The organism is Amycolatopsis roodepoortensis (assembly GCF_014873915.1).
In the GTDB taxonomy this organism is placed as follows: domain Bacteria; phylum Actinomycetota; class Actinomycetes; order Mycobacteriales; family Pseudonocardiaceae; genus Amycolatopsis; species Amycolatopsis roodepoortensis.
The window spans coordinates 77,486-99,606 of the sequence record NZ_JADBEJ010000002.1; the positions used below are offsets into that span (position 1 = coordinate 77,486).

At 68.9% G+C, this 22,121-nt stretch carries 27 protein-coding genes; 11 read left to right on the forward strand and 16 right to left on the reverse strand.

Annotated features, from left to right (window positions below; translation table 11 throughout):
• Nucleotides 1-16: 16 nt before the first annotated feature.
• From H4W30_RS09440 to H4W30_RS09450, 3 genes are all read right to left on the reverse strand, one after another.
• Complete coding sequence (locus tag H4W30_RS09440; protein WP_192742550.1) at nucleotides 17-862, reverse strand: lysozyme; 846 nt, start codon at nucleotides 860-862, stop codon at nucleotides 17-19.
• Between the two features lie 192 nt (nucleotides 863-1,054).
• Nucleotides 1,055-1,870: a lysozyme gene (locus H4W30_RS09445; protein WP_192742643.1), complete on the reverse strand. Its 816-nt coding sequence runs from the start codon at nucleotides 1,868-1,870 to the stop codon at nucleotides 1,055-1,057.
• 104 nt (nucleotides 1,871-1,974) lie between these two features.
• Entirely contained in the window at nucleotides 1,975-2,601 is a 627-nt protein-coding gene (locus tag H4W30_RS09450) for a type VII secretion system-associated protein (protein ID WP_192742644.1), read from the reverse strand.
• A 53-nt stretch (nucleotides 2,602-2,654) separates the two neighbouring features.
• Between H4W30_RS09450 and H4W30_RS09455 the strand changes: the two genes are divergently transcribed.
• Nucleotides 2,655-3,035 (forward strand): sterol carrier family protein, encoded by a 381-nt coding sequence (locus H4W30_RS09455; protein WP_126736229.1) that lies wholly within the window; start codon nucleotides 2,655-2,657, stop codon nucleotides 3,033-3,035.
• A 60-nt stretch (nucleotides 3,036-3,095) separates the two neighbouring features.
• On the opposite strand, the gene H4W30_RS09460 is transcribed toward H4W30_RS09455, so the two are convergent.
• Nucleotides 3,096-3,893 carry an SAM-dependent methyltransferase gene (locus H4W30_RS09460; protein WP_185927310.1) on the reverse strand — a complete coding sequence of 266 codons (798 nt, stop codon included), beginning with the start codon at nucleotides 3,891-3,893 and terminating at the stop codon, nucleotides 3,096-3,098.
• Nucleotides 3,894-4,094: 201 nt separating this feature from the next.
• On the opposite strand from H4W30_RS09460, the gene H4W30_RS09465 reads away from it, so the two are divergent.
• The 6 genes from H4W30_RS09465 (at nucleotide 4,095) to arfB (ending at nucleotide 9,191) form a co-directional block, all read left to right on the forward strand.
• Complete coding sequence (locus tag H4W30_RS09465; protein ID WP_192742551.1) at nucleotides 4,095-4,973, forward strand: helix-turn-helix domain-containing protein; 879 nt, start codon at nucleotides 4,095-4,097, stop codon at nucleotides 4,971-4,973.
• A gap of 284 nt (nucleotides 4,974-5,257) precedes the next feature.
• Nucleotides 5,258-5,497, forward strand: a complete 240-nt coding sequence (locus tag H4W30_RS09470; protein WP_038521375.1) for a DUF397 domain-containing protein — start codon at nucleotides 5,258-5,260, stop codon at nucleotides 5,495-5,497.
• Nucleotides 5,481-5,882 carry a hypothetical protein gene (locus H4W30_RS09475; RefSeq protein ID WP_192742552.1) on the forward strand — a complete coding sequence of 134 codons (402 nt, stop codon included), beginning with the start codon at nucleotides 5,481-5,483 and terminating at the stop codon, nucleotides 5,880-5,882. Before H4W30_RS09470 ends, H4W30_RS09475 begins: the two co-directional genes overlap by 17 nt.
• A gap of 204 nt (nucleotides 5,883-6,086) precedes the next feature.
• Nucleotides 6,087-7,625: an amidophosphoribosyltransferase gene (purF, locus tag H4W30_RS09480; RefSeq protein ID WP_007032554.1), complete on the forward strand. Its 1,539-nt coding sequence runs from the start codon at nucleotides 6,087-6,089 to the stop codon at nucleotides 7,623-7,625.
• A gap of 30 nt (nucleotides 7,626-7,655) precedes the next feature.
• Nucleotides 7,656-8,726: a phosphoribosylformylglycinamidine cyclo-ligase gene (gene purM / locus H4W30_RS09485; RefSeq protein ID WP_126736225.1), complete on the forward strand. Its 1,071-nt coding sequence runs from the start codon at nucleotides 7,656-7,658 to the stop codon at nucleotides 8,724-8,726.
• A 33-nt stretch (nucleotides 8,727-8,759) separates the two neighbouring features.
• Nucleotides 8,760-9,191, forward strand: a complete 432-nt coding sequence (gene arfB / locus H4W30_RS09490) for an alternative ribosome rescue aminoacyl-tRNA hydrolase ArfB (RefSeq protein ID WP_318780573.1) — start codon at nucleotides 8,760-8,762, stop codon at nucleotides 9,189-9,191.
• Here arfB and H4W30_RS09495 read toward each other — a convergent pair.
• The 3 genes from H4W30_RS09495 to H4W30_RS09505 form a co-directional block, all read right to left on the reverse strand.
• Nucleotides 9,180-9,938 (reverse strand): GNAT family N-acetyltransferase, encoded by a 759-nt coding sequence (locus H4W30_RS09495; protein WP_192742553.1) that lies wholly within the window; start codon nucleotides 9,936-9,938, stop codon nucleotides 9,180-9,182. The genes arfB and H4W30_RS09495 overlap by 12 nt on opposite strands.
• A gap of 178 nt (nucleotides 9,939-10,116) precedes the next feature.
• On the reverse strand, nucleotides 10,117-10,767 hold the full coding sequence (locus H4W30_RS09500; protein ID WP_192742554.1) for a VanZ family protein: 651 nt from the start codon (nucleotides 10,765-10,767) through the stop codon (nucleotides 10,117-10,119).
• A 222-nt stretch (nucleotides 10,768-10,989) separates the two neighbouring features.
• Nucleotides 10,990-11,889, reverse strand: a complete 900-nt coding sequence (locus H4W30_RS09505) for a Gfo/Idh/MocA family protein (RefSeq protein ID WP_192742555.1) — start codon at nucleotides 11,887-11,889, stop codon at nucleotides 10,990-10,992.
• A 122-nt stretch (nucleotides 11,890-12,011) separates the two neighbouring features.
• Here H4W30_RS09505 and H4W30_RS09510 point away from each other — a divergent pair, with 122 nt between their 5' ends.
• Both H4W30_RS09510 and H4W30_RS43675 read left to right on the forward strand, forming a co-directional pair.
• Entirely contained in the window at nucleotides 12,012-12,467 is a 456-nt protein-coding gene (locus H4W30_RS09510; RefSeq protein ID WP_192742556.1) for a helix-turn-helix domain-containing protein, read from the forward strand.
• A 292-nt stretch (nucleotides 12,468-12,759) separates the two neighbouring features.
• Nucleotides 12,760-13,044, forward strand: a complete 285-nt coding sequence (locus tag H4W30_RS43675; RefSeq protein ID WP_318780574.1) for a hypothetical protein — start codon at nucleotides 12,760-12,762, stop codon at nucleotides 13,042-13,044.
• On the opposite strand, the gene H4W30_RS09520 is transcribed toward H4W30_RS43675, so the two are convergent.
• Together H4W30_RS09520 and H4W30_RS09525 are read right to left on the reverse strand one after the other, a co-directional pair.
• Nucleotides 13,035-13,895, reverse strand: a complete 861-nt coding sequence (locus H4W30_RS09520; RefSeq protein ID WP_192742557.1) for a 3-hydroxybutyryl-CoA dehydrogenase — start codon at nucleotides 13,893-13,895, stop codon at nucleotides 13,035-13,037. The two genes, H4W30_RS43675 and H4W30_RS09520, sit on opposite strands and share 10 nt — an antisense overlap.
• Nucleotides 13,896-13,983: 88 nt before the next feature.
• Nucleotides 13,984-14,169 (reverse strand): DUF3073 domain-containing protein, encoded by a 186-nt coding sequence (locus H4W30_RS09525; protein WP_007032561.1) that lies wholly within the window; start codon nucleotides 14,167-14,169, stop codon nucleotides 13,984-13,986.
• Nucleotides 14,170-14,376: 207 nt separating this feature from the next.
• On the opposite strand from H4W30_RS09525, the gene H4W30_RS09530 reads away from it, so the two are divergent.
• Complete coding sequence (locus tag H4W30_RS09530; protein WP_192742558.1) at nucleotides 14,377-15,276, forward strand: hypothetical protein; 900 nt, start codon at nucleotides 14,377-14,379, stop codon at nucleotides 15,274-15,276.
• Here the strand turns inward: H4W30_RS09530 and H4W30_RS09535 are convergent.
• The 3 genes from H4W30_RS09535 to ygfZ form a co-directional block, all read right to left on the reverse strand.
• Nucleotides 15,273-16,220, reverse strand: a complete 948-nt coding sequence (locus tag H4W30_RS09535; protein WP_192742559.1) for an asparaginase — start codon at nucleotides 16,218-16,220, stop codon at nucleotides 15,273-15,275. The two genes, H4W30_RS09530 and H4W30_RS09535, sit on opposite strands and share 4 nt — an antisense overlap.
• A complete protein-coding gene (locus tag H4W30_RS09540; RefSeq protein WP_007032564.1) occupies nucleotides 16,217-16,780 on the reverse strand; it encodes an RsiG family protein in 564 nt (187 codons plus the stop codon). Before H4W30_RS09540 ends, H4W30_RS09535 begins: the two co-directional genes overlap by 4 nt.
• 550 nt (nucleotides 16,781-17,330) lie before the next feature.
• On the reverse strand, nucleotides 17,331-18,458 hold the full coding sequence (gene ygfZ, locus H4W30_RS09545; protein ID WP_192742560.1) for a CAF17-like 4Fe-4S cluster assembly/insertion protein YgfZ: 1,128 nt from the start codon (nucleotides 18,456-18,458) through the stop codon (nucleotides 17,331-17,333).
• Between the two features lie 30 nt (nucleotides 18,459-18,488).
• Here ygfZ and H4W30_RS09550 point away from each other — a divergent pair, with 30 nt between their 5' ends.
• Nucleotides 18,489-19,343, forward strand: coding sequence for an aminodeoxychorismate lyase (locus H4W30_RS09550; protein WP_126736216.1), 855 nt, complete (start codon nucleotides 18,489-18,491; stop codon nucleotides 19,341-19,343).
• On the opposite strand, the gene H4W30_RS09555 is transcribed toward H4W30_RS09550, so the two are convergent.
• From H4W30_RS09555 to H4W30_RS09570, 4 genes are read right to left on the reverse strand one after another with little or no spacing between them, the layout of a single operon-like run.
• Nucleotides 19,336-19,788, reverse strand: coding sequence for a hypothetical protein (locus H4W30_RS09555; RefSeq protein WP_192742561.1), 453 nt, complete (start codon nucleotides 19,786-19,788; stop codon nucleotides 19,336-19,338). The genes H4W30_RS09550 and H4W30_RS09555 overlap by 8 nt on opposite strands.
• On the reverse strand, nucleotides 19,776-20,648 hold the full coding sequence (locus H4W30_RS09560; protein ID WP_192742562.1) for a 5-oxoprolinase subunit C family protein: 873 nt from the start codon (nucleotides 20,646-20,648) through the stop codon (nucleotides 19,776-19,778). The genes H4W30_RS09555 and H4W30_RS09560 overlap by 13 nt, the downstream gene beginning before the upstream one ends.
• The gene (gene pxpB / locus H4W30_RS09565) at nucleotides 20,645-21,256 is read right to left on the reverse strand and encodes a 5-oxoprolinase subunit PxpB (protein ID WP_192742563.1); all 612 of its coding nucleotides are present in this window, start codon (nucleotides 21,254-21,256) and stop codon (nucleotides 20,645-20,647) included. Before pxpB ends, H4W30_RS09560 begins: the two co-directional genes overlap by 4 nt.
• A 10-nt stretch (nucleotides 21,257-21,266) precedes the next feature.
• A complete protein-coding gene (locus H4W30_RS09570; protein WP_192742564.1) occupies nucleotides 21,267-21,899 on the reverse strand; it encodes an FABP family protein in 633 nt (210 codons plus the stop codon).
• Between the last annotated feature and the right edge of the window lie 222 nt (nucleotides 21,900-22,121).

A 22,121-nucleotide genomic window follows, 5' to 3' on the forward strand; every position in this document is an offset into this window, starting at 1 on the left:
TCACGGAATGCGCAGCTCAGCCGTTGGCCAGTGCCTGCAAGCGGTCGTAAGCGCCGTTGAAGGTGTTCTGGTCGAGCGGGCTGGAGGTGTACTGCCACACGGTGTAGTAGCCCCAGCCGTAGGGCAGCGCGCCCACGGTGGAGGCGTAGCGCGCGATCCACAGCGGGACCGTGCCACCGAAGTTCTGCGTCGAGCCGACGCAGGTGCTCCACCAGCTCGTCGAGGTGTAGATGACGGGCCAGCGGCCGGTGCGCGCCTTGTAGCGGTCGTGGAACGCCCGGATCCACGACCCCATGGCGGACTGGCTCAGGCCGTAACAGGTGGCGCCGTACGGGTTGTACTCCATGTCCAGCGCGCCCGGCAGGGTCTTGCCGTCCTTGGACCAGCCGCCGCCGTTGTTGATGAAGAAGTCGGCCTGCGCCGCGCCGCTCGAGACGTTCGGCAGGGCGAAGTGGTACGCGCCGCGGATGAAGCCCTGGTTGTAGGAACCGTTGTACTGCTGGGCGAAGTACGGGTTCTTGTAGCTCGTGCCTTCGGTGGCCTTCGTCCACACGAAGCGCTTGCCCTGACCCCACCAGTAGGCCCAGTCGACGTTCTTCTGGTAGCTGGCCACGTCCATGCCCGCGACGGTCGCGAGCACCCCGGCCTCGGGCTGCGGCTGCGCGGCCTTGGCCTTGGACTCCGGGGTGGAGGTGTCGCCTTCCACGCGCCGGATCTGCGATCCGATCGTGTGGTCGTTCTGCTGGAGATCCTGTTCGATCGACATGATCTCGGGGGACGGGGCGGCCGACGCCGGGACCGTGCTGCCGAGCAGGAGCAGCGCGGAGCCGACGGCGATGGTGATTCTTCGGGAAGTGCGCATTACGACAATCCCTTCACGGATAACCCTCGCTGAGGACGGCGACCTTGCAGGTGGTAGCCGTCCGGGCACGATTGTTGACGACGAGTGCCGGGTTTGTCACTAACTTCCGTGAAATTGGTACTACGCGTGGGTGATTTTCATTTCCAGGTAGCCCTGGTTATGTGATCTTGTAACGCCCACTCGGGTGAGTGTTCAGCCGAGCGAAAGCGCGCGTACGCGGTCGACCGTGCCGTTGAACCAGTTCTGGTCGCCGGGCAGGCTGCCCCGGTCCGCGAACTGCCAGATGGTCTGGTGCTTCCAGCTCGCGGGCAGCTCGCCGATCTCCGTGTTGTAGCGCGCTATCCACAGCGGGTTCTGCCAGAACGCGTTGCTGTTCCCCGTGCAGCGCTTCCACCAGCTCGTCGACGTGTAGATCGTCGGATGCCGCCCGGTGCGGTGCAGATAGGTCGTCGCGAACGACGTCATCCACGCCACCATCTGGGCCGGTGTCTTGCCATAACAGGTTTCACCGTATGGGTTGTACTCGACGTCGAGCGCGCCCGGCAGCGTCTTGCCGTCCTTGGACCAGCCGCCGCCGTGGTCGACGAAGTAGTTCGCCTGCGCGGCGCCGTCCGAGATGTCGGGGCGGGCGAAGTGATACGCGCCGCGGATCAGGCCGACGCCGTAGGAACCGTTGTACTGCTGGGCGAACCGGGGATTGACGAAGCCGGTGCCCTCGGTCGCCTTCACGTAGACGAACTTCGCGCCGGTCCGGGCGGCGGCGGGCCAGTCGACCACGCCTTGGTGGCCACTCACGTCGTGGCCGAGCGTCTGCCCTTCGCCGCCGTACAGCGGCCCCACCACCCCGTCGACACCTTCGTGCAGCGCGATCTGTGAACCGGCGTAGTGCTCCTCGGCCCCGTCGTATCGCGGCCCGCTTTCCCGTGCGACGGCGGGGGTCTGCGCGAGCAGCAAAACCCCCGCCGTGAGGACGGCCCCCCAGCCTTTCGAACACACTCTGCGACTCATCACGTCGCCACGATCCCTCGCGGAAAGGGAATCAGCGACTCGAACATCACTCGAAAGAGTGGCGTTCGCCCTGAATAAATTGGGCCGAGTGGGTTAACCGGGCCCTAACGACGCTCCTCCGAAAGGGCTTTGTCGAGGTGCTCCGAGGGGACGATCGCGGTGAGCCGGTCGTGCGGATTGATCGTCACGGGGTGGCCGGCGAGCAGCGGGACCATGTCCCGGCCCAGCACCGCCCTGGCGTGCGGCCATTCGCGCGGCACCAGCGATTTGGCCGTGTACGCGGGAACGAGCACCTTGCCGTCGGTGTTGTGGAAGCCGATGACCGTGCGCTGCACCGGCGAAAGGGCGTAGACGAACAGCGTCGAGTCGAGGATGACTCGCGGCAGGTCGGCGGCCGGGCGGTGGTTCGTGCGCACCAGCTGCAGCAGCTGCTCGAGTTCGTTGCGCGGCTCGGGGAAGCCGAGCGCCTTCGGCGAAGGACGGTAGCGGTCGTTGGGGTGGAAGTCCTCGACGATCTCGCCGCCGCCGTTCACCGGGTACGCGCCGACGACCGCCCAGGACGGCACCGGGCCGTCGGGGTCGAAGGCCTCGTCGATGACGTACAGCCAGCTGTTGGGGTTGGCCTTGGCGTTGGCGCGCATCTCTTCGGTGATCTTGGGCTTCGCCTGTTTCCGCTTGCCCGCCGGGCTCGACGCCAACCGATCCGCCTCGTCCCGCTGCGCCATCGCCATCCCCACGTTCCGGGTGCCTGAAGGTTTGTTCGCGCTCACTCTACTGTTCTCCCATGGCCTCTTCGCGTTCGGTCGACCCCGCTGAGTTACGAGCCGCGATCGCGGCGATTTCCCCCTGGTTGAGCGGATCCGGTCCGGATCCGGCCCGTCCGGAGCTGGCCGCGGCGGTGCGGCTGAGCCTGCGGACACTGGCCGGGGACGCCCCGGGGAAGAGTGTCGAAGTGCGGGTGCCGCCGTTCGCGGCGGTGCAGTGTGTCGAAGGATTGCGCCATACCCGCGGGACGCCGCCGAACGTCGTCGAAACGGATCCGCGCACGTGGCTGGAACTGGCGACCGGGCTGCTCGGCTGGGCCGACGCCGTCGAGTCGGGGCGGGTCACCGCCTCCGGGAGCAGGGCCGATCTGGCCCGCTGGCTGCCCTTGGTCCGCCTCTGAAACCGGTGAACGGGCCGTTCCTTGCGAGACTGGCAAGGAACGGCCCGTTCAGAGCTGGTCTCAAGCCTTACGGCCGATGCCGCCCGAGATCGTCCGCTGGGCCGTGTTCAGCTCCTTGATCCGCGGGCCGTCCGGCCACCAGTCGGCGCACAGCTGGACGCCGGGCTCGACCATCTCGAGGTCGTGGAACAGCTCCTCGATCTCGGCCTTGGTGCGGAAGGTGCCCGAACCCATCGGGCTGTGGAGGAAGAACTCCTCCATCTTGCGGGCGATCTCGGACAGCTCGTCCTCCGGGTCGGAGAAGTGCGAGATCGCCACGTACGAACCCGACGGCAGCGCGTCGATGTACTTCTTCATGATCTTGGCGGGCTCGTCGTGCGGCCCGTTGTAGTGGTGCAGGGTCCCGAGCTGCAGCAACGCGATCGGCTGCGAGAAGTCGATGTGCCGCCGGATGTCCGGGTTCTCCATGATCCGCTCCGGCTCGAAGATGTCGTCCGAGACGAAGTGGGTGTTCTCGTTCTCTTCGAGCAGCGCGCGCCCGTGGGCGAGCACCACCGGGTCGTTGTCGACGTAGACGACCTTGATCTCCGGGTTGATCCGCTGCACGACCTGGTGCGTGTTCTCGGCCGTCGGCAGGCCGGATCCCAGGTCGAGGAACTGGGTGATGCCCGTCTGGCTGGCGAGGAACCGGCACGCGCGGATCAGGAAGCCGCGGTTCTCGGTCGCCAGGTCCTGCGCCTCGGGGGCCGCCTGCTGGACCTTGCGCAGCACCTCCCGGTCGATCTCGTAGTTGTCCTTGCCGAGCAGGAAGGCGTCGTACACCCGGGCGATGCTGGCCCGGGTCGGGTCGACACCCACGGGCACTCGTTCCGTCCGGGTCGGGGCGTCGGGCATCTTGAACCTCACAAAACTGTGTCGGAAGTCTCGGGCTCTACGTAGAGTAGAACCACGTACGCGAGCGGTAAACCGAGCCATCCCTGTCGTGTCGAGGTCCAAACGTGTACTTTCAGTAATCGGCTTGTTCCCCTGTGAGTGTCGTCGTGCGAAAGGTCCCGGTCGATGAACGCGGTCACCCCGCCTGGCGGTGAGCAGTCCCTGGGTCCCACCGCGCGACGGATGATCCTCGGCTCTCAGCTCCGCCGGATGCGTGAGGACGCGGGCATCACGCGCCAGGAGGCCGGCTACAGCATCCGCGGCTCCGAGTCGAAGATCAGCAGGCTCGAGCTCGGCCGCGTCGGCTTCAAGGAACGCGACGTCGCCGACCTGCTGACCATGTACGGGATGACCGATCCCGCCGAGCGGCAGCAGTTCCTCGACATGGTCAAGGAGTCGAACGAGCCGGGCTGGTGGCGCCGCTACGGCGACCTGATGCCGAGCTGGTTCAACGACCTCGTCGGGCTCGAAGAGGCCGCGGCCCGGATCCAGGTGTGGGAGCCGCTGTACGTCACGGGCCTGCTGCAGACCGAGGACTACGCGCGGGCCATCATGAGCCACGGCCGCAAGGACATGGTCAACGAACAGGTCGACCGCCGGGTCGCGCTGCGGATGCGACGGCAGAAGATGTTGTCCCGGCCGGACGCGCCGCGGTTGTGGCTGGTGCTCGACGAGTCGGTGCTCTACCGCCCGATCGGCGACCGCGAGGTGCTGAAGGGCCAGATCGACCACCTGCTGGAGATGATCCAGCAGCCGAACATCTCGGTGCAGGTGCTCCCGTTCGACCGGAGCGGCTACTCCGCGGACAGCGCGTTCTCGCTGCTTAGGTTCGCGGAAGAGGAATTGCCGAACATCGCCTACACCGAGTACCTGACCGGCGCGCACTACATCGACAAACGCGAAGAGATCGAGCGGTACAGCCGGGCGCTGGACATGCTCGCGGTCGACGCGGAGACGCCGGATCGCAGCCGCCAGATGCTGATGAAGCGCTGCGCCGAAATCTGAGCCGGTCACCGTTGTGGGGCTGGCCGCCGTTCCGGCTCCGGCCGGTTTTTTCTTGCCTGCGCCCAAAATTCCGGCAACAAGTCGTAGTTGTTCACCCAACGGTGGCTCCGTTCGTCACCCGTTAGTGGGACGGATGACGGCCTAAGTCATCACTGCACGCGAATTCTGCAAAAACTTCTGCACGTGCATTTACCGCTGCAGTCACACGTGCTAACTTTGGGATCACAGGCAAATGCACATGCAGATGCATCGCCCGAAGTCTTCTGTCGGGGAAGGTGGGGACCATGGCTGAACAGTTCGACAACGGCATCCCGGCCGATCGTCTTACCGGCGCCCAATGGCGCAAAGCCAGCTACAGCAACGCGATCGGCAACTGTGTCGAGGTGGCGCCGCTCGCTTCCGGCGAGATCGCGATGCGCAACTCGCGTTTTCCGACCGGGCCCGCCCTGGTCTACACCCAGGCCGAGATGGCCGCGTTCCTCGCGGGTGCCAAGGACGGCGAATTCGATGACGTCCTCGGGTGACACCATCACCGCGGAGATCACCGATATCGAAAGCGGCCTGCAGGAACTGATCCGCCGCGGGTACCAGTTCGTGCACCCGTGCGACGCGAACGGCGAGGTACTGGCCGTGGTCGGCGTGCGAGTCCACGACAACGTGGTCGACGTGGTCCGGCTCAACGCCGAGGACGACGTCGTCGCCACCCGCATGCCCGGGACCGAGGAGGACATCCTCGAGCCAGAGGTCTGGCTGTGGCGATACGCCGGCAACGCGGCGACGGTGCTGACCGAGCTGCTCGCGCTTCCGGACGAGCGGACCCCCGGCTCGCTGTACGTCCCGGAGACCGCGGCCAAGGGCTGCTGGGTGCCCGGCCGCGGCGGCACCTCCAAGTGGCTGGCCGCGGGCTGAACGCCTCCTAAGCACAGTCGACCGCCTCTGTCGAGGGGGAGCGGTCGGCTGGTCGGGGGTCGTGAGTGCCGGGCCTTGACACCCGCTCGTCACTCACGGTCATCGCTTGAAGCGTGTCCAGTGCCACGTCGCGCGGCGCGTTGATCTCCTGCTCACCGTTTACACTGGTGGCGGCCTGCCCTCTTTCTCCCTGGGAGCACCTCGGTGGTTTCCGACCCGTCCCTCGCCGGACAGCCCGTGACCGACCAGCCCGATCCGGAACCCCGCGAGGAATGCGGTGTCTTCGGTGTCTGGGCGCCCGGAGAAGAGGTCGCGAAGCTGACCTACTACGGGCTCTACGCACTTCAGCACCGCGGCCAGGAAGCGGCCGGCATCTCGGTCTCCGACGGTTCGCAGATCGTCGTCTTCAAGGATCTCGGCCTGGTCAGCCAGGTGTTCGACGAGCAGGTCCTGCAGTCGCTGCAGGGACATATCGCCGTCGGCCACTGCCGCTACTCGACCACCGGCGCGACCATCTGGGAGAACGCGCAGCCGATCTTCCGCACCACCGCCACCGGTAGCGGCTTGTCCTTCGCACACAACGGGAACCTCGTCAACACCGCCGAGCTGCGGGATCGCACGGTCGAGGCCGGGCTCAAGCCGCACGCGGGCCTGACCGGTTCGTCCAGCGACTCCGACCTGGTGTGCGGGCTGCTCGCGGCCAACGCCGCCGACAAGGGCATCGAAGCCGCCGCGCTGGAACTGCTGCCCACCCTGAAGGGCGCCTTCTGCCTGGTCTTCGCCGACGAGTCCACCCTGTACGCCGCGCGAGACCCGCACGGCGTGCACCCGCTGGTGCTCGGCAGGCTCGAACGCGGCTGGGTGGTCGCGAGCGAGACGGCCGCGCTGGACATCTGCGGCGCGTCGTTCGTCCGCGAGGTCGAGCCCGGTGAGCTCATCGCGATCGACGCCGAGGGCTTGCGTTCCTCGCGCTTCGCGAACCCCGAGCCCAAGGGCTGCGTCTTCGAGTACGTGTACCTCGCGCGCCCCGACACCTCGATCGCCGGCCGCAGCGTGCACGCCACCCGCGTCGAGATCGGCCGCAAGCTCGCCGCCGAGCACCCGGCCGACGCCGACCTGGTCATGCCGGTGCCCGAATCCGGCACCCCGGCCGCCATCGGCTACGCGCAGGGCTCCGGCATCCCGTACGGCACCGGCCTGGTGAAGAACGCCTACGTCGGCCGCACCTTCATCCAGCCGTCGCAGACCATCCGCCAGCTGGGCATCCGGCTCAAGCTGAACCCGCTGCGCGACGTCATCCGCGGCAAACGGCTCGTGGTGGTCGACGACTCCATCGTCCGCGGCAACACCCAGCGCGCCCTGGTCCGCATGCTGCGGGAGGCCGGCGCGCTCGAGGTGCACGTCCGGATCGCGTCGCCGCCGGTGCGCTGGCCGTGCTTCTACGGGATCGACTTCGCCTCGCGCGCCGAACTGGTGGCCAACGGCGTCGACCTCGACGGCATCCGCCGCTCCATCGGCGCGGACACCCTGGGCTACATCTCCCTGGACGGGCTGGTCGCGGCTTCGGAGCAGCCTAAGTCGCGGTTGTGCACCGCGTGCTTCTCCGGCGAGTACCCGATCGCGCTGCCCGAAGACGCGCTGATCGGGAAGCACCTGCTGGAGAGCCTGGACTCGGTCAATGGCGCGGCGAAGCCCGTCAGCCCTGCCGGGTACGGTGCTGAGGACGCCATCCGGCGTCCCTAGACCTCTCTTCCAGAGTTGGAGTCCGCTTCCGTGAGCGAGTCCACGAGCGCCACGTACGCCGCCGCCGGCGTCAGCATCGACGCCGGTGACAAAGCCGTCGAGCTGCTCAAACCGCACGCCGAGAGGGCCACGAGGCCCGAGGTGATGGGCGGGGTCGGCGGTTTCGCCGGGCTGTTCTCCCTGAAGCTGGACAAGTGGAAAGAGCCGGTGCTGGCCTCGTCGACCGACGGGGTCGGCACCAAGATCGCCGTCGCGCAGGCGCTCGACAAGCACGACACGGTCGGCATCGACCTGGTCGCGATGGTCGTCGACGATCTGGTCGTCACCGGCGCCGAGCCGCTGTTCATGCAGGACTACATCGCCGTCGGCAAGGTCGTCCCGGAGAAGATCGCGGCGCTGGTCGGCGGGATCGCCGAGGGCTGTGTCCAGGCAGGTTGCGCGCTGCTCGGCGGCGAGACCGCGGAGCACCCCGGCCTGATGGGCGAGCACGACTACGACCTCTCGGGCACCGGCATCGGCGTCGTCGAGGCGTCGAACGTGCTCGGCCCGGAGCGGGTCCGCCCCGGCGACGTCGTCCTCGCGCTCGGCTCGTCCGGCCTGCACTCCAACGGCTACTCGCTCGCCCGGCACGTGCTGCTGGACATCGCGCGCATGCCGCTCGACGGGCACGTCGAGGAGTTCGGCCGCTCGCTCGGCGAGGAGATGCTGGAGCCGACCAGGATCTACGCGAAGGACTGTCTCGCGCTGGCGGCCGAGGCCGACGTCCGCACGTTCGCGCACATCACCGGCGGCGGCCTGGAGCAGAACCTCGCCCGTGTCATGCCGCGCGGGCTGGTCGCCCGGCTCGAACGCGGCACCTGGACCCCGGCGCCGGTGTTCGCGCTGATCGGTCACCGCGGCAAGGTCGAGCGCGCCGAGCTGGAGAAGACGTTCAACATGGGCGTCGGCATGGTCGCGATCGTCGGCGCCGACGACGTCGACCGCGCGCTGGCGATGCTGACCGCACGGCACGTGCCGGCGTGGATCCTCGGCGACGTGCAGCCCGCGGAAGACCCGGACGGCCCGCGCGCCGTGCTCTCCGGTGACCACCCGCGCTTCTGAATATTCTCTTGGCCCTGGTGGAACACTGAGTCCGTGGCTGATGACGTGGTGGTCGGCACCCGTTTCGTGATCCCGGGTGCCGAATTGAGCGAACGGTTCTCCCGGTCGTCGGGTCCGGGTGGGCAGGGCGTGAACACCACGGACTCGCGGGTCGAACTGTCCTTCGACGTGGCCGGTTCGGCGTCCGTCCCGGAGCATCTCCGGGCCCGGATGCTGGACCGGCTTTCGTCGCGCCTGGTCGACGGCGTCGTCACGATCACCGCGTCCGAACACCGCTCCCAGCTGATGAACCGGGAAGCCGCGCGGGCGCGGCTGGTGATGCTGCTGCTGGACGTGTCGGCGCCCCCGGCCGCCAAGCGGCGTCCCACCAAACCCTCACGAGGCTCGAAGGAACGCCGCCTGGCGTCGAAGAAGCGCCGAGGCGAGGTCAAGAAGTCACGCCGCGGCGGCTACTCAGATGAGTGACAGGTGCACGCATTCGGCCGCGGTCTTGAAGCCGACCCGGCCGTAGACGCGTTCGGCCTGCCCGGCGCCCGGCGTCAGGAACACCGACCGGCCGCCGCGCGCGTGCGCTTCACGCGTCAGGTACTCCGTCATCGCCGCGGCGATCCCGCGGCTCCGGTACCCCTCGACCACGCCGATCCCGGCGATCTCGGTCGCGCCGTCGAGGATCGCGGTCGCGACCCCGCCGCCGACGACCTCACCGGATTCGGCCACGGCCATCACCGACATGGTCTCGCCGCTCAGCTGATCCGGTGAGGGGTCGAGGTGGAGGTCGGGATCGTCCTCCCCGAACGCCACGTTCTGCGCCCGGATCATCTGCCGGAGTTCGCTCTCGGTTTTCGGGGTGACCAGGCTGATCCCGGCCGGTTCCGGTTGCCCGACGACCTGCCCCGGGGAACAGATCATCAGCGGAACCCGCCGCTCCAGCGTGTAACCGCACTCGACGAGCACAGCCTCGGCGGCCGGAACCGCTTCGGTGAGGAACTCCAGACGCGGCACGAGCCCGCGCTTGCGGAACGCCTCGGTGAGCGCGGCGATGTCGGCCTTCGCGGGGACGGCGCCGTCGTCGGGGATCGCGTAGTTGAGGAACGGACTGCCGGACTCGAGGTAGTACGTGGCCAGGAACGGCCCGATCCGCTCGGTCTCCCGGAACTTCGCCGCGGTGAGGCGGATGTAGGACTGCAAAGCACGAATCGTCTCGGAAAGCACTGGTGGAAAGCCTTTCGGGCAGAAGAAGGAGACGCACGGGAGAATCCGCGTGCGTGCTGGAGCTGGCAGGTGCGCCGGCTAGCTCGTGCCGACGCCACCGAAGGCGTCAGGCATGAGGCATCCCTCTTTCTGCGTACGTAGGGCTTTCGCGATCACTCTCGCACTGCGGTCAAGCCGTTTACCTCCGCTGCGGATGCGCGATGCTCGAATACCGCTCGTCCCACGCCGATCTCGGGACCCGCAGCCGGACCGGGGCGGCGCACACCCGCCGGACCTGGACCGGGATCCGCACCGGCGGCCGGACGTCCAGGCGATGCCACAGCCGTTTGCTCAGCGCGGCGCCCGCCACGGCACCGAGCGTGTTCAGCAGGATGTCGTCGGCCGAGGTCACCCTGCCCGCCTGGATCAGATATTGCGTGCCTTCCACCAGCACCGAGACGGCCAGCGCGCCCAGCGCGATCCGGGCGAGCGACCGCAGGCGGCGGGACCGCACGGGGAGGAGGGCGCCGAGCGGGCTCAGCATGAGGACGTTGCCCAGCGCCTGCCAGAGGTTGGCGCTGTCGGTCAGGGCCAGCCGCAGGTCGGTGCCGGGTTCGAGGTTCAGCCTGCTGCCCTCTACGCCGGTCACCGGCATCGTGACCAGGCACAACACCAGGAAGCAGGCCAAGGCGAGCGTCATGTCGACGGCGGCCGTCGCCGACGCGGAGAAGGGGTCGGCACGTCTTCGCCGCCGATGCGCCGCGAGGAGCGGCCAGCCGAGCAACGCGTAGGGAATCGCGATGATCGTCAACGGGATCATCCCGCCGAAAGCGCGGAGCAGCTCACCCATGGCCTTCCTTTCCGGAGCGCCCAAGATCACCTTCGCATCGCAAGATCGACTCGGCATGGCGGAGTCGGCGCACTAAGAGGTGATCTTTTCCGCTGGCGGAAAAGGTTTTCCCATGCTGGTGACCGTCCACAAAGGAACCTGTGGACAAACCTGTGGATGGCCGCGAAGTCTTCGGAAGAAGGCCTTATCGCGTAAGGAAAAGCCTTGTGGGTGACCTGTGTACTACTTGCCGTGTCCGGCGAGTTCCCGCGCGTGTTCGAGCAGCTTCTGGAGGTGAAGTCCGCGACGCACGTCACACGGGTGCGACGTCGTGCCGCTCGCGGCCATCGCGGCGAAATCGTCCAGAAGCGCGGTGTACGACTCGCCCGCCGAGCTCGGCTTGCGACCCAGAGTGCGGTAGCCGTGCTCGCCGTAGACGGCCACTTCGACGACCGTCGGCTGGATCGGCAGCCGCAGCGACAGGGTCGCCGTACTGGTCGCGCCACCCTCGTGGGCTAACAGCAATTGCCACAGATCGTCATCGGTCCGGTTCGCGGCGAGCACTTCGGTGATCTCACCGAGCGCCGCGTCCAGCAGATCGAGGGCGTGCGGGCCGATGTCGGCGAGCGCGCCGGAGTCGTGCCGCCACGCCGAGGACTGATACTGGCCGCCGAGCAGCGCGCCCGAAAGCCACCGCGCTCCGCCGCCGCGCCAGCCGCCGGCTTCCTTGATGCCGTCGAGCCACTCGCGGGTCATCGGCGAAAACCGCAGGATGAGGACCACGAGCGCCGCAACACCGGCGGCCTCCACCGCGTCCGCGAGCCGCCGCGCGCCGTCGAGATCGGCGGCGATCGGCTTCTCCAGGATCAGGTGCTTGCCCGCTTCGGCCGCCTTGGCCGCCAGCTCCGCCTGGACGGCGGGCGGCACCGCGAACGCGACCGCGTCCACCTGATCGAGCAACTCGTCGAAACTGTCGACGGCCTGGGCGCCATGCGCCTCGGCCAGCTCCTTCGCGGCCCCGGGACGCCTGGCCCAGACCGCGCGCAACGTCGTCCCTGGGTGATCGGCGAGACCTGGCGCGTGCACCGTCTTCGCCCACGGACCGGCACCGACCAGACCCGCGCGCAGCTGTCCCTGTCCCACGCCCCCGAGTCTAGGTGTGCCGCCACGCAAGCTGAACGCACCATCGAGTTGCGTTTATTGCGTTTGTTGCGAATAATTCGTTGAGAGCCGATACTGGGAGCACGTTGAACACGGGAGCAGTGATGACTGCGCTGACCATCGACCAGATCGTCCCGGGACGCCACGACATCGACGTGGCGATCGAGGCACTTCCGCACGTCGAGGCCTACCTGGCCCGACGTCATGAGCGGGACACCGTGCGCGTCGCCGTCGACGAGAACGAAGAGTCCGTGGTCGTGCCCCGGGGAGTCGTCGACCTGATGGCCCGCGTGCTGGCCTTGGTGGCGGCGGGCGAGAGCGTGTCCATCGTCCCGTCACACGCGGAACTGACCACGCAGCAGGCGGCCGACCTGCTCAACGTTTCCCGGCCGTTCCTCATCGGGCTGCTCGAATCGGGGCGGATCGAGTACCGCACGGTGGGTAAGCATCGGCGGGTGAAAGCCGGGTCCCTCCACGACTACCTGCGCGAAGACGACCGACGGCGCCGCGCCGCGGCGGACGAGCTTTCCGCCCTGAATCAGGAGATGGGGCTGACCTAGCAAGTGGCCTTCGTGGTCCTTTTCGACGCCAACGTGCTGTACCCGAACGTTCTGCGTGATCTCCTGCTCCGGATCGCGCAGAGCGGGTTCGTGCAGGCGAAATGGACGGACGAGATCCTCGACGAGGTCTTCCGGAACCTCCGGAAGAACCGGCCCGATCTCGACCCGCGCAAGCTCGACAGGACGCGAAACCTGATGAACGCCTCTGTCCGGGACTGCTCTGGTCACCGGCTACGAACCGCTCGTCGCCACCCTCGAACTGCCGGATCCGGCCGATCGGCACGTTCTCGCGGTGGCCATCAAGGCGCAGGCGCGCGTGATCGTGACCGAGAACCTGCGGGATTTTCCCGACCGGGTTCTCGGCCGCTGGAACGTCGAGGCCCAGAGCGCCGACGACTTCGTCCTCGACCGGATCGAGCTCGGTCAGCGTGTGGTGGTGGAGGCGGTGCGGCGCATCGTCGACGCGCGCCGCGCTCCGCCTGCCAGCGTCGCCGAGGTTCTCGACGCTCTGGAGCGCTGCGGCCTACGCAAGTCGGTCGCGGCGCTCCGTCGCGGTGAAGAGCCGGATCAGGAGTAGCTGTAGAAACCGCGGCCGGTTTTCTTGCCGAGCAGGCCGGCGTCGACCATGCGCAGCAGCAGCGGCGGCGAGGAGTACAGCGGCTCCTTGAACTCGGCGTACATCGAGTCCGCGATGGCCTTGATGGTGTCCAGGCCGATCAGGTCCGAAAGCCGCAGCGGGCCCATCGGGTGCGCGGTGCCGAGCTCCATACCGCGGTCGATGTCCTCCGCCGACGCGAAACCCGACTCGATCATCCGGATCGCCGAAAGCAGGTACGGCACGAGCAGCGAGTTCACGATGAACCCGGCGCGGTCCTGCGACCGGATCACCGTCTTGTTCAACGCCGCCGTCGCGTGCTCCTCGGCCCGGCGGGCGGTGTCGTCGCTGGTCAGCAGCGAGGGCACCAGCTCGACGAGCGGCAGCACCGGGACCGGGTTGAAGAAGTGGATGCCGACCACCTGCTGCGGACGGCCGGTGGCCATGCCGAGCTTCATGATCGGGATGGAAGAGGTGTTGGACGCGAACACCGCGTCCTCCCGCTCGACGATCTTGTCCAGCGACCGGAACACCTCGACCTTGGCCTGCTCCTGTTCCAGGATGGCCTCGATGACGAGGTCGCGGTCGGCGAACTCGCCGATCTCGGTGGTGAAGCGGAGCCGTCCGAGCGCCGCGTCGGCGTCTTCCTGCGAGAGCTTCCCGTTCTTGACGCCGCGTTGCAGCGACTTCTCGATCCGCGCTCGCCCGGAGTCCAGCGCCGGCTGGTTGACCTCGGTGACGATCACGTCCAGCCCGGCCCGCGCGTGCACCTCGGCGATGCCCGAGCCCATGAGCCCGGCCCCGACGACACCTACTCGCGCTACGTCAGACATGGCACCTCCTCGTATTTTGGGCAGCACGCGACACGCGAGGGTGGTCTACCGGGCAAGCCCGGATCCACCCTCGCGTGTCACGCGTTGCTCAGCGGCGGTATTCGTCGTACCCGTCGTACGGGTCGTCGTCATACCGCTTGTCGTCCTCGTGCCTGTCTTCCGAGGAACTACTGGACAGCTCGCGCTGCAAAGCATCGAAGTCGGTTTCGTGCGAGCTGTACTTGAGCTCGCGCGCCACCTTCGTCTGCTTGGCCTTAGCCCGGCCGCGCCCCATGGCTCGACCCCCTCGCACAGGGGCGGGGCGGCCGGGGGAATCGGCGGCCCCGCATCGTCTCGACAATTCTTTCCTGCTGACACCGTACCGTGTCCGGGGGGTTGGATGCGACGTGGCACGGTGTGCCGGTGGCGACAGTGTTCACCGAACGCCGGTTACCGGCCGGTCGGTGGCGATAGTCGCAGGTCGGCGTGCCACGATGCTCGTGTGCCCCGTCCGTTCGCGGCTTATCTCCGCGTCTATGAGCCCCTGCTCGCGCTGGGGGATCCACCGGACGAACGCCTGCTCGAGGCCGTCGAAGCGGCCCGGCTCGATCGTTCGGCCGCGGGCGCGCGCGAGCAGGCATTGTGGCTCAAGTCACAGCATGTCGGCCGGTTGCTGCCCGCCGAGCTCGCGGACGGCAGGGCCGCGCCCAGCCTCGTCACCGACGTCCTCGTCCTGGATCCAGAAAACGTGCCGGAGGGTGAGCACGGCGACGCCGGTCCAGGGCCGTTGATCTGTCCGATGGAGATCCGCGCGCGCTCGGCCGCGGCACTGGTGACCTTCCTCGGCGACGCGCATCCCGCGTTGAAGAGCGCGGTGCTCGACGCGGGCGGCGCGTCACTCGACACGATCCGCTCGCGGGCGAAGTCCGCCATTGGCGATCTGTCCGCCTCGGCGTCGCACACGCTGTCGACGACGTGGACCGTCCCGCTTCCGTGGTTCGTGCTCTTCGACCCCGGGATGCGCCGGGTCAAACTCGGCAAGGGCCGTGACGACCCCGAACGCGAGGTGTCGTGGCGGGTCTCCATCGCCGACGCGCGACATCGCGCCCGCGAGGTCGGCGACCTGCTCGAAGCGACCTTCGGCGACTCGGGCCCGGGCCGGGTACTGCTCGAGACGCGGCGCTGGCTCGACAGCTTCCACCCCGGGTCCGCGGTCGAGCTCGACTACGGCGGTCTCGTGCAGCTTTTCGCCGACCCGATCCTGCAGGCCGACACGACGGCCGAAGAGGTGCACGACATCCTGGACGCGCTCCGCACCGGCAACGTCGACGAGCTGGCGGAACTGTTCGCCGACCTGCGGGACTTCTGGGGCGACCTGGCCGCGCGGGAACGCGCGAACTAGCCGTAGAGGCCTTCGGCGACCCTCAGCTCGCCGACCGGTTTCCCGCCGCCCAGCACCGCCTCGCGCGCGAGGGCGCCGGCTTCCTCGCCAGGGTCGATGCCGAGGTGGCGCAGCGTCGCGAGCAGCAGCGGGATCCGGGCCCTGGCCGCGCCGTCGTCGATCTTCAGCGCCAGCGCCGTGCCGTCCGGGAGGGCGAACGCGTGCACTCCCTCGGCGCCGCCCTTCGACAGCAGGCCCTCGACGTTCCGCATCAGCACGGTGTCCTCGCGGCCGGTGCCCGCGACCTGCCACGGATGCGCGCGGACCGCGTCCGCGACCCGGCGTTCCGGTCCGCCCATGGCCGTGACCAGCCTGCCGAAGGAACGGGCGAGACCGGTGAGGGAGAACGCGAACAGGGGCGCCCCGCAGCCGTCGACGCCGACCGTCTCGATCGTCTCGCTGGTGAGGTCGGCGACGGCGGCCTGGACGACCTTCTGCAGCGGATGGATCTCGGCCTCGTAGTCCTTGGTCGGCCAGCCGAGCTGCGCGCAGGTCATGAGCATCGCGGCGTGCTTGCCGGAGCAGTTCATCGCGGCGCGGCGTTTCCCGGCCGAGGCCACGGCCAGCATGCTGGGCTCGTGCAGCGGGAAGGCGGGCGGGCAGGCCAGCGCGTCCTCGGTCAGCCCCGCGCGGGAAAGCATCGCCAGGGCGCCCTCGACATGGCCGGGCTCGCCGTTGTGCGATCCGCAACCGAGCGCGAGCTCTTCGTCGCCGATCGTGAGGCCGGCGCGGAGCATCCCGACGGCTTGCAGGGGTTTGTTGGACGAACGCGGGTACACCGGCCGCTCGATGTCGCCGGCGGAGAACCGCACCGAGCCGTCCGGTGCGGTGATCACGAGCGCGCCGCGGTGCACGCTCTCCACGAAACCGGATCGGACGACCTCGACCAGGACCGGATTCGTCACTCGGAGCCGCCGCGTTCGGTGTCGAGCAGGTCGTCGACCGAGGCCGTGCCCTTGCGGTAGCGGGTGGCGATCTCGGCGTTGATCGTGTCCATCACGCTCTGGACCTCGCGCCGGTACGAGGAGACCGAAACCTCTTCGTCGGCGTACCGGTTGAGGGCGTTGACCAGCTTCTCGTCCGACAGGGTGCTGACGTCGGAAAGGTCCGTGTCGCCGATGAGCGCCTCGGCGAACCGGCGGTGCTCACCCGCGCGCGACGGCTCCAGCCGCTGGTGCCTGCCCGAACCCGTGGCCGGGCCGATCGCGTTGTCCGCCAGGATCGCGGCCAGCCGCTCGACGACGCTGCTCTCGCCTCCCGAGCTCCGGCGCTCCTGCTCGGCCCGCACGATGTCGATCCGCGCGTGCAGCAGGCGCCGCAGGTACGACAGGTCGGTCTCCTCCTGCGCGGCCTCGTCGCGGCGCTCACGCAGCACGGAAAGGGTCAGCTCGCCGAGGTCGCTGAGATACCCAGGGCCGAGCACGCGGTCGATACGACGGCGACCACCGGGCCGGACTTCGATCACCCGCGTAGCTTATCGCGCTCCAGCGGAAATGTTCCGCAGGGAGCGATACCACAAGGATCTCCGCCCCTCACGACACCCACCGCCGCGCAGCCGCTCTTTCGGTTCCTTCCAAAGCGCGCCCCCCACCCGTCCCGGGGGCGGCCCCTGGTCCAGTCTACCGGGGGTGGGGCGGGAAAAGTGCTGGTCGGCGGAGTTGTCCACAGGTGGGCAACGTTGTGGACAACTTGTGGATGGCTGTGTGCAAGTACGTGAAGGCCCCCTTCATTGCGCCTAGCGCAATGAAGGGGCCTTCACGTACTTGGGTCGTGAGCGAAGGGCGAGTTTCCAGCGCTCAGCCGAGGGAAGGGGGCCTTCACGCGCAGCCGCTGTGACCAACGAGGCGGAAGCGGCCGGTGAGGCGACAGTGACGTATCCGCAGGTAGTGAAGGCCTCCTTCAGGGACCCAGAGTCCCTCAAGGAGGCCTTCACGGACCAGCCATCAAGGTAGCGAAGGGCCCCTTCCCAACCCTCAAGGTAGGCAAGGAGGCCTTCACGGAACGAGCAGCCGCACCTACCCCCGCAGCCGCTGAGCCGCTTCCCGCCCAGGCGCCGGAGCCTCACCGGGCACAGAGTCCGGATCGATGGCCGCCTGCACGACGCGATCCTCGGCGCCCACCAGCAGTTCCGCACCCGGCTGCGTGGAGCGTTTGACCAGCGCCAGTGCGATCGGTCCCAGTTCGTGGTGCTGCACCACGCTGCCGACGCGGCCGACGGTCCGCTCGCCCAGCACCACCGGATCGCCGGTTTCCGGCGTGATCTCCGGCGAACCGTCCAGGTGCAGCAGCGCCATGTACCGCGGCGGCCGCCCCACGTTGTGGACCTTCGCGACGGTTTCCTGCCCGCGGTAACAGCCCTTCGCCACGTGCGCGGCGGAGTCGACCCAGTTCACCTCGTGCGGGATCGTGCGCTCGTCGGTGTCGAGGCCCAGCCGCGGCCGCAGCGACTCGACGCGCAGCGCGTCGAACGTCCAGCTGCCCGCCGGTCGCGCGCCCGCGTCGGTCAGGCGCCGCCACCAGCCGGCGAGTTCGGCGCGGGGGACGGCGAGGTCGACGCTGTGCCGTCCCGGCCACGGCATCCGCCGCGCGAAACCGCCGGGGATCGCGACGACCGAGTACGGGTCCGCGCCGACGGGAACACCGACGGCGTCCAGCACCCGGTCGGCGTCGGGGCCGAGGACGGTCAGCAACGCCAGCTCGTCCGAGACATCGCGGATGTCCACTTTGGACCAGAACTTCATCGCTTCGAGGTACTCGCGCAAGGTCTGCTTGCCGCCGGACGGCAACGCGCTGGTGGCCACCGCGCCCCGGTCGCTGTCCAGCCACACCGTGCCGTCCGCGTGCGCGACGACCATATGCGTGTCGACGCGGCCTTGGCTGTCGAGCACGAGCGCCTCGGTGCCGGTGCCTTCGGCGAGCCCGGTGACGTGCTGCGAGATCACCAAATGCAGCCAGGACAGCCGTTCTTCCCCGGTCACGGCCAGGATTTCGCGGTGCGAACGGTCGATCACGACCGCGCCGCGCGCGGCCGTCCGTTGCTCGGCGAACGGGTCACCCCAGTGCCACGGGACACCCTCTTCCGGATGCCCGTCGGGTGCCGCGATCGGTCCGGGAAGGTCGAGCAGGGGGGAGCGGTAGGGCATGAAACCCATGCTAGTGAGTACCGTGTCCCCATGCGCGTGCTTGCCTTCCTCGACGGGACCCTGGCCGACCCCGAAGCCGCCCACCTGCGAGTAGACGACCTCGGGTTGCTTCGCGGCGACGGCGTGTTCGAGACGATCCTCGTCGTCGACGGACGGCCTCGTGAGCTCCGCCCGCACCTCGAGCGGCTGGCGCGTTCCGCGGCCATGCTCGACCTGCCGGAGCCCGACCTCGCCGCCTGGGAGCGCGCCGCGCAGGTCGTCATCGACAACTGGTCCGGCCCGGCCGAGATCGCGCTGAAACTGGTGTACACCAGGGGAATCGACGGCGATCCGGAGGCGAAGCCGTTCGGGTTCGCGCTCGGCGTGGAGATCGACGAGAAGGTCCAGCGGGCCCGCGTCGAAGGCGTCGCGGCGATCACCCTCGAACGCGGTATCGAGCCCGACCTCGCCGAGCGCGCGCCGTGGCTGCTGCTGGGCGCGAAGTCGATTTCGTACGGCGTCAACATGGCCGCGTTGCGGGAGGCCGGCCGCCGTGGCGCGAGCGATGTGATTTTCACCGCCGCCGACGGCACGGTCTTCGAAGGGCCGACCTCGACGGTCGTCCTCGCGAAGGACAAGACGCTCTACACGCCACCGGCGACCATCGGCATCCTGCCGGGGACGACGCAGGCGGCGCTGTTCCGCGGCGCCGAGCGCGCGGGCTGGTCGGTCAAGGTCGAGCCGCTCAACGTCTCGGACCTCACCGAGGGCGAAGGGCTGTTCCTCGCGTCGTCGGTCCGCAAGCTGACCAGGGTGCACACACTCGACGGCGTCGCGCTCACCGACTCCAGCGCGATCCACGCCGAGCTGGCCGCCGCATACGAGAGCGAATACTCGATCAGTTGAGCGGGCTGATGATCAGCAGGTGCGGCAGGATCGCTTCTTCGCGGTAGGCGGCGATCTTGTGGTGCCCGTCGAGGATCACCGCCGCGTCGGTGGTCTCCAGCACGACGGCGACCGGCCGGTGCCCGCTCTTGATCGCCGTCCGGTAGTAGCCGACGCGCGAAACGTCGGCGGGCGGCCAGTCGGCGCTCGGGGTCAGGTAGCGGTCCTCGGCCAGCCTTTCGGGCCCGGCGACCTGGTATTCGCCGTCGGCGAAGAGATTCAGAAGCGGGCGGAGCGTGTCGCCGAGCGGGCGCCGTATCTGACCGGTGGCCAGCGCGATCCGCAGCGACTGCGGAAGCTCTGGTTGGGCGGGGACCCGGTTCGAAGCGATCTTTCCCGCTGAGAACCAGTTAGCGCTGTTCGTGTCGATGACACCCGTGCCACCGTCGACCTTTACCTGTTCCACACCCTCGTGGACGAGTGAAAGCGGAGAAGGGTTCCGGGTCGGGCCTGCGCGAGTGCCGGGAGTGACGCCTGTCTCACCACGGCCGCCACCGGATAACCACCGGTAGTTGGATGATCCGCCAAGAACACCACCGGCAACCCGTTCGGCGGCACCTGGACGGCGCCGGTCAGCAGGCCTTCGCTCGGCAGTTCCCGCTCCGCGTATCCGGCCGCGCGAGTCAGCGCGGGTCCGTCGAGCCGGAGTCCGACGCGGTTGGATTCCGACGTCACCGTCCAGGTCTTCGCGAGCCCGGCCGCCGGGTTCTCGAACCAATGCGCCCGCGGCCCCGGATCGATCAGCACGACGAGCTCGGCCGGCGCCATGCTGGGCAGCACGACGTCGGCGCCGTCGGACACCGACGGTGTGCCGAGCGGGAGGACGTCGCCCGCCTTCAGCGGCGCCGGCCCGATCTCCGAAAGGACGTCCCGCGACCGGCTGCCGAGTTCCTCCTCGACCGTGATCCCGCCGGAAACCGCCAGGTAGCACCGCAATCCGGTGGCGGGAGCGCCGATCGACAGGACCTGCCCCGCCGCCAGCCACACCGGCGCGTGCGAGCCGACGGGACGCCCGTCGACCTCGACCGGGACGGCCGGCCCGGTCACCGCGATGGTGCAGGACGTCGTGGCGCGCAGCCGCAACCCGCCGAACAGGCACTCGACTCCCGCGGCGGCTTCGTCGTTGCCGACGAGCCGGTTGGCCAGCTTCAGCGCCGGGACGTCCAGCGCGCCGGACGGCGGCACGCCGAGATGCGCGAAACCGGGCCTGCCGAGGTCCTGTACCAGCGCGAGCGGACCTGTGTCGACCACTTCGACGGCCCTCATCCGGCACTCCGGAACCGCACGCGGTCGCCGGGCGCCAGCAACGCGGGCGGATCGGCGCGCGGATCGAACAGGACGGTCCGGGTGCGGCCGATCAGCCGCCAGCCGCCGGGCGAGACACGCGGATAAACGCCGGTGAACTCGCCGGCGATCCCGACCGAGCCCGGGGGCACGCGAGTCCGCGGAGCCGACAGCCGCGGCTGCCGCAGCGGCTCGGGAAGCCCTGTCAGGTAACCGAATCCGGGCGCGAAACCGGTGAAGGCCACGGTGTAGACGGCGCCGGTGTGCAGCCGGACGACGTCCTCTGTGGACACTCCGGCGTCCCGCGCGACGAGTTCGAGATCCTCGCCGTCGTAGGTCACGTCGAGGGTGATCTCGCGGGATTCGCCTTCCGGCGGATGGTCGAGGTCGGCGTCCGCCAGCAGCTCACGCACGGCCGCGAGCGCGCCGGAGCCGGGGGTTTCCACCAAGAGCAGGCTGCGGGCGCCGGGAACGAGTTCGGTGATGCCGTCCGGGCGTGCGGCCGAGACCGCCGCGTGCGCCGCCATCGACTCGGTCAGGGAAGCGCAGTCGAGCAGGGCGGCGTGCTCGCCGTAGGCACGCCACCGCATCGGAAGAACGTCAGCCCACCACGCGACGCAGCAGCGCCGACGTGTGCGGCTGCAGTTCCTGGCCCATCATGGCGCGCTCCTCGACGTAGCCGAGTTCGCCGTTGACGATGCCGTAGAGCCGCTGCGAGGCCGTGACGTCCTTCGCGGTCGAGGTGCGGACGACCGCGTCGGTGCCGAGCTCCCAGGCCGGCACGGACGCCTTGCCACGCGGCTTGCCGTAGAACAGCTCCACGATGCCGGTGTTGTGCGTCAGCAGCAGCTCGATCGTGTCGTCGGCCTGCGGGCGCCAGAACCCGGATTCGCGCGCGGCGGGACGGATGACCTTGCCGTCCTCGTCGAGCAGCCAGGCACGTGCCTCGTGGGTGAGGAACGGGCGGCCGTCGTGCGCGATGGTCAGCTGCATGCCGAACCGGTACGGGCCCTCGATGGTCGGGTAGTCGACCTCGCCCTCGCCGCGCCACACGCCGACGAGCGGCAGGAGCGCCAGGCAGGCGTCGTTGAGGTTCGGGCCTTCACGCAGGTTCGCGGTGTCGCCCGGGATGGGCATGTCAGGAAGGGTGCCGTACGGAGGCAGGTTCCGGTCGCGCGTGCTTTCCGCGCGCTTCTCCGCGGCCTGGATGGCCTCGTCGCCACTAGCCGTCATCGGTCAGCGCTGGTCCGCGTAAAGCCGGTAGACGACGTACACGGCGAACCAGGTGGTCGCGACGCCGGCGAGCACCAGCAGGGTCGTAAACAGGATCTCCACGCCACGCACTTTAGTCGCTACCTGCCCGGACAGGCCTGCCGAGGTCGCGTGGCAGTGCCCACACGCGCGTGAAGGCCCCCTTCCCTCGGCTGAGCCGAGGGAAGGGGGCCTTCACGCGCG

Bases quoted from the DNA above. Each gene is read 5' to 3' on its own strand.
- H4W30_RS09440 (WP_192742550.1), bottom strand. From the start codon at position 862: ATGCGCACTTCCCGAAGAATCACCATCGCCGTCGGCTCCGCGCTGCTC.
- H4W30_RS09445 (WP_192742643.1), bottom strand. From the start codon at position 1,870: ATGAGTCGCAGAGTGTGTTCGAAAGGCTGGGGGGCCGTCCTCACGGCG.
- H4W30_RS09450 (WP_192742644.1), bottom strand. From the start codon at position 2,601: ATGGCGATGGCGCAGCGGGACGAGGCGGATCGGTTGGCGTCGAGCCCG.
- H4W30_RS09455 (WP_126736229.1), top strand. From the start codon at position 2,655: ATGGCCTCTTCGCGTTCGGTCGACCCCGCTGAGTTACGAGCCGCGATC.
- H4W30_RS09465 (WP_192742551.1), top strand. From the start codon at position 4,095: ATGAACGCGGTCACCCCGCCTGGCGGTGAGCAGTCCCTGGGTCCCACC.
- H4W30_RS09470 (WP_038521375.1), top strand. From the start codon at position 5,258: ATGGCTGAACAGTTCGACAACGGCATCCCGGCCGATCGTCTTACCGGC.
- H4W30_RS09475 (WP_192742552.1), top strand. From the start codon at position 5,481: ATGACGTCCTCGGGTGACACCATCACCGCGGAGATCACCGATATCGAA.
- H4W30_RS09500 (WP_192742554.1), bottom strand. From the start codon at position 10,767: ATGGGTGAGCTGCTCCGCGCTTTCGGCGGGATGATCCCGTTGACGATC.
- H4W30_RS09510 (WP_192742556.1), top strand. From the start codon at position 12,012: ATGACTGCGCTGACCATCGACCAGATCGTCCCGGGACGCCACGACATC.
- H4W30_RS09520 (WP_192742557.1), bottom strand. From the start codon at position 13,895: ATGTCTGACGTAGCGCGAGTAGGTGTCGTCGGGGCCGGGCTCATGGGC.
- H4W30_RS09525 (WP_007032561.1), bottom strand. From the start codon at position 14,169: ATGGGGCGCGGCCGGGCTAAGGCCAAGCAGACGAAGGTGGCGCGCGAG.
- ygfZ (WP_192742560.1), bottom strand. From the start codon at position 18,458: ATGCCCTACCGCTCCCCCCTGCTCGACCTTCCCGGACCGATCGCGGCA.
- H4W30_RS09550 (WP_126736216.1), top strand. From the start codon at position 18,489: ATGCGCGTGCTTGCCTTCCTCGACGGGACCCTGGCCGACCCCGAAGCC.
- H4W30_RS09560 (WP_192742562.1), bottom strand. From the start codon at position 20,648: ATGAGGGCCGTCGAAGTGGTCGACACAGGTCCGCTCGCGCTGGTACAG.
- pxpB (WP_192742563.1), bottom strand. From the start codon at position 21,256: ATGCGGTGGCGTGCCTACGGCGAGCACGCCGCCCTGCTCGACTGCGCT.
- H4W30_RS09570 (WP_192742564.1), bottom strand. From the start codon at position 21,899: ATGACGGCTAGTGGCGACGAGGCCATCCAGGCCGCGGAGAAGCGCGCG.